Below are 5062 nucleotides of genomic sequence, written 5' to 3'. Positions count from 1 at the left end.
GGGCCACTCACACGGCCTTTACATGAAATGTGTTCAAACGTTGTGAGTGTAGTGATTGTCAAGTTATCGGCTTATTAGTACCGGTCAGCTCCGACAGTCTTTAGTCCTGTCTTCCACATCCGGCCTATCAACCCAGTCGTCTGGCTGGGAGCCTCTCCCCCGAAGGGATGGAAATCTCATCTCGAGGCCGGCTTCCCGCTTAGATGCTTTCAGCGGTTATCCATCCCGAACGTAGCTAACCAGCGGTGCTCCTGGCGGAACAACTGGCACACCAGAGGTTCGTCCAACCCGGTCCTCTCGTACTAGGGTCAGATCCTCTCAAATTTCCTACGCGCGCAGCGGATAGGGACCGAACTGTCTCACGACGTTCTAAACCCAGCTCGCGTACCGCTTTAATGGGCGAACAGCCCAACCCTTGGGACCTACTCCAGCCCCAGGATGCGACGAGCCGACATCGAGGTGCCAAACCATGCCGTCGATATGGACTCTTGGGCAAGATCAGCCTGTTATCCCCGAGGTACCTTTTATCCGTTGAGCGACAGCGCTTCCACAAGCCACTGCCGGATCACTAGTCCCGACTTTCGTCCCTGCTCGACCTGTCAGTCTCACAGTCAAGCTCCCTTGTGCACTTACACTCGCCACCTGATTGCCAACCAGGTTGAGGGAACCTTTGGGCGCCTCCGTTACTCTTTGGGAGGCAACCGCCCCAGTTAAACTACCCACCAGGCACTGTCCCTGAACCGGATCACGGTTCGAAGTTAGATATCCAGAGTGACCAGAGTGGTATTTCAACAATGACTCCACCGACACTAGCGTGCCAGCTTCACAGTCTCCCACCTATCCTACACAAGCCACACCGAACACCAATACCAAGCTGTAGTAAAGGTCACGGGGTCTTTCCGTCCTGCTGCGCGTAACGAGCATCTTTACTCGTAATGCAATTTCGCCGAGTTCGCGGTTGAGACAGCTGGGAAGTCGTTACGCCATTCGTGCAGGTCGGAACTTACCCGACAAGGAATTTCGCTACCTTAGGATGGTTATAGTTACCACCGCCGTTTACTGGGGCTTAAATTCTCAGCTTCGCCTTGCGGCTAACCGGTCCTCTTAACCTTCCAGCACCGGGCAGGCGTCAGTCCGTATACATCGTCTTGCGACTTAGCACGGACCTGTGTTTTTAGTAAACAGTCGCTTCCCACTGGTCTCTGCGGCCCTACAGCGCTCCCGGAGCAAGTCCGATCACGCCTTAGGCCCCCCTTCTCCCGAAGTTACGGGGGCATTTTGCCGAGTTCCTTAACCACGATTCTCTCGATCTCCTTGGTATTCTCTACCTGACCACCTGAGTCGGTTTGGGGTACGGGCGGCTAGAACCTCGCGTCGATGCTTTTCTCGGCAGCATAGGATCACCAACTTTTTATCCGCATCGTGTCTCAGCCTTGATGAACCGCGGATTTGCCTACGGTTCGGCCTACGCACTTGCCCCGGGACTACCATCGCCCGGGATCGGCTACCTTCCTGCGTCACACCTGTTAATACGCTCACTCCACCAGATGGGGTCGCATGCCGCCCCGCGATCGTCCCCGAAGGGATCCACGCGGCTTGGGATGCTTAGCACTCCTGATTTCATGTGGGCGGTTCTTCGCCGGTACGGGAATATCAACCCGTTGTCCATCGACTACGCCTGTCGGCCTCGCCTTAGGTCCCGACTTACCCAGGGCAGATTAGCTTGACCCTGGAACCCTTGGTCTTCCGGAGGACGGGTTTCTCACCCGTCTTTCGCTACTCATGCCTGCATTCTCACTCGTGTGGCCTCCACGGCTGGTTCACACCGCCGCTTCGCTGGCCACACGACGCTCTCCTACCCATCAACACGGCTGGACCACGAAGGCCTACCACAAATGTCAATGCCACAACTTCGGTGGCGTGCTTGAGCCCCGTTACATTGTCGGCGCGGAATCACTTGACCAGTGAGCTATTACGCACTCTTTCAAGGGTGGCTGCTTCTAAGCCAACCTCCTGGTTGTCTGTGCAACTCCACATCCTTTCCCACTTAGCACGCGCTTAGGGACCTTAGTTGGTGGTCTGGGTTGTTTCCCTCTCGACGATGAAGCTTATCCCCCACCGTCTCACTGCTGCGCTCTCACTTACCGGCATTCGGAGTTTGGCTGACGTCAGTAACCTTTTAGGGCCCATCGGCCATCCAGTAGCTCTACCTCCAGCAAGAAACACGCAACGCTGCACCTAAATGCATTTCGGAGAGAACCAGCTATCACGAAGTTTGATTGGCCTTTCACCCCTATCCACAGCTCATCCCCTCCATTTTCAACTGAAGTGGGTTCGGTCCTCCACGACGTCTTACCGTCGCTTCAACCTGGCCATGGATAGATCACTTCGCTTCGGGTCTAGGACATGCGACTGAATCGCCCTATTCAGACTCGCTTTCGCTACGGCTGCCCCACACGGGTTAACCTCGCCACATATCACTAACTCGCAGGCTCATTCTTCAAAAGGCACGCTGTCACCCCAACAAGGAGGCTCCAACGGTTTGTAAGCAAACGGTTTCAGGTACTATTTCACTCCCCTCCCGGGGTACTTTTCACCTTTCCCTCACGGTACTTGTCCGCTATCGGTCATCTGGGAGTATTTAGGCTTATCAGGTGGTCCTGACAGATTCACACGGGATTTCTCGGGCCCCGTGCTACTTGGGATACCTCTCCGGCCGGCCAGGCATTTCGACTACGGGACTCACACCCACTCCGGTTGGCCTTTCAATGCCATTCGTCTATACCTGACGCGTCACCGTGAATGCGCGGCAGCACATTCCGAAAGGTCCCACAACCCCGACCATGCAACCCCTGCCGGGTATCACACATGGCTCGGTTTAGCCTGATCCGCGTTCGCTCGCCACTACTTACGGAATCACGGTTGTTTTCTCTTCCTGTGGGTACTGAGATGTTTCACTTCCCCACGTTCCCTCTACCCGCCCTATATATTCAGGCGGGAGTCACCAGGTCACCCAAAGGGCCTGGCGGGGTTTCCCCATTCGGAAATCCTCGGATCACAGCTCGTTTATCAGCTCCCCGAGGCTTATCGCAGATTACGACGTCCTTCTTCGGCTCCAGATGCCAAGGCATCCACCGTTTGCTCTTAAAAACTTGAAATCACATGAGATCGAATCGTGCAACACCACCCCGAAAGGCGATGCTGCGAAATTGACCAGTGAACGCCAAAAAGAGCACCCCGAAAGGCACCCATTCGGCGATTCACCTTTTGTGAAACAGGACCAAAAGTCCCGTTTCTAAGATGCTCGCGTCCACTATGTAGTTCTCAACAGACGGCCAGAACCCCCACACCCACACGGCCAAAGCCGGTCTCGGTGAAGGCCTGTAAGAAACCATCACCCCCACCCGAAGGCAAGGATCGTCCGGTCCCTCAGGACCCAACAGCGTGCACGCACCAACCCTCCAAAACCCCACCGTTCCAACCACTCCCGAAGAAGCGGCGTACTAGACGAAATCCATTCGCGTCGATGCCTATGTCAATGTTCCACCCATGAGCTGCCAGCAGGGAACGAACGCCCCTGATCTGGCATGCCTGGACAACCAAAGGTTGCCAGATGCTCCTTAGAAAGGAGGTGATCCAGCCGCACCTTCCGGTACGGCTACCTTGTTACGACTTAGTCCTAATCACCGATCCCACCTTCGACAGCTCCCTCCCACAAGGGGTTAGGCCACCGGCTTCGGGTGTTACCGACTTTCATGACTTGACGGGCGGTGTGTACAAGGCCCGGGAACGTATTCACCGCAGCGTTGCTGATCTGCGATTACTAGCGACTCCGACTTCATGAGGTCGAGTTGCAGACCTCAATCCGAACTGAGACCGGCTTTTTGGGATTCGCTCCGCCTTACGACATCGCAACCCTTTGTACCGGCCATTGTAGCATGCGTGAAGCCCAAGACATAAGGGGCATGATGATTTGACGTCATCCCCACCTTCCTCCGAGTTGACCCCGGCAGTCTCATATGAGTTCCCACCATTACGTGCTGGCAACATACGACGAGGGTTGCGCTCGTTGCGGGACTTAACCCAACATCTCACGACACGAGCTGACGACAACCATGCACCACCTGTAACCGAGTGTCCAAAGAGTTCCACATTTCTGCGGCGTTCTCGGTTATGTCAAGCCTTGGTAAGGTTCTTCGCGTTGCATCGAATTAATCCGCATGCTCCGCCGCTTGTGCGGGCCCCCGTCAATTCCTTTGAGTTTTAGCCTTGCGGCCGTACTCCCCAGGCGGGGCGCTTAATGCGTTAGCTACGACACGGAAACCGTGGAAAGGTCCCCACATCTAGCGCCCAACGTTTACGGCGTGGACTACCAGGGTATCTAATCCTGTTCGCTCCCCACGCTTTCGCTCCTCAGCGTCAGTTACGGCCCAGAGATCTGCCTTCGCCATCGGTGTTCCTCCTGATATCTGCGCATTCCACCGCTACACCAGGAATTCCAATCTCCCCTACCGCACTCCAGTCTGCCCGTACCCACTGCAGGCCCGAGGTTGAGCCTCGGGATTTCACAGCAGACGTGACAAACCGCCTACGAGCTCTTTACGCCCAATAATTCCGGACAACGCTCGCACCCTACGTATTACCGCGGCTGCTGGCACGTAGTTAGCCGGTGCTTTTTCTGCAGGTACCGTCAAGCCGAAGCCCTTCTTCCCTACTAAAAGAGGTTTACAACCCGAAGGCCGTCATCCCTCACGCGGCGTTGCTGCATCAGGCTTGCGCCCATTGTGCAATATTCCCCACTGCTGCCTCCCGTAGGAGTCTGGGCCGTGTCTCAGTCCCAGTGTGGCCGGTCACCCTCTCAGGCCGGCTACCCGTCGACGCCTTGGTGAGCCATTACCTCACCAACAAGCTGATAGGCCGCGAGTCCATCCCAGACCGAAAAACTTTCCACCCAAAACCATGCGGTTCCAGGTCCTATCCGGTATTAGCTCCGATTTCTCGGGGTTATCCCAGAGTCCAGGGCAGGTTACTCACGTGTTACTCACCCGTTCGCCACTAATCC

2 rRNA genes are annotated in these 5062 nt (G+C 55.8%); both read right to left on the bottom strand.

Going from position 1 to position 5062, the window contains the following annotated elements:
* Positions 1-54 precede the first annotated feature (54 nt).
* Positions 55-3158, bottom strand: a 23S ribosomal RNA gene (locus tag ESP51_RS20165).
* 466 nt (positions 3159-3624) lie between these two features.
* Positions 3625-5062 (bottom strand): 16S ribosomal RNA (locus tag ESP51_RS20160); the annotation flags it as partial.

The sequence above is a fragment of the Agromyces albus genome, from assembly GCF_004134825.1.
GTDB lineage: Bacteria > Actinomycetota > Actinomycetes > Actinomycetales > Microbacteriaceae > Agromyces > Agromyces albus.
Note: the sequence above shows the minus strand (reverse complement) of the source record. Positions and strands in the feature narration are given on the sequence as shown.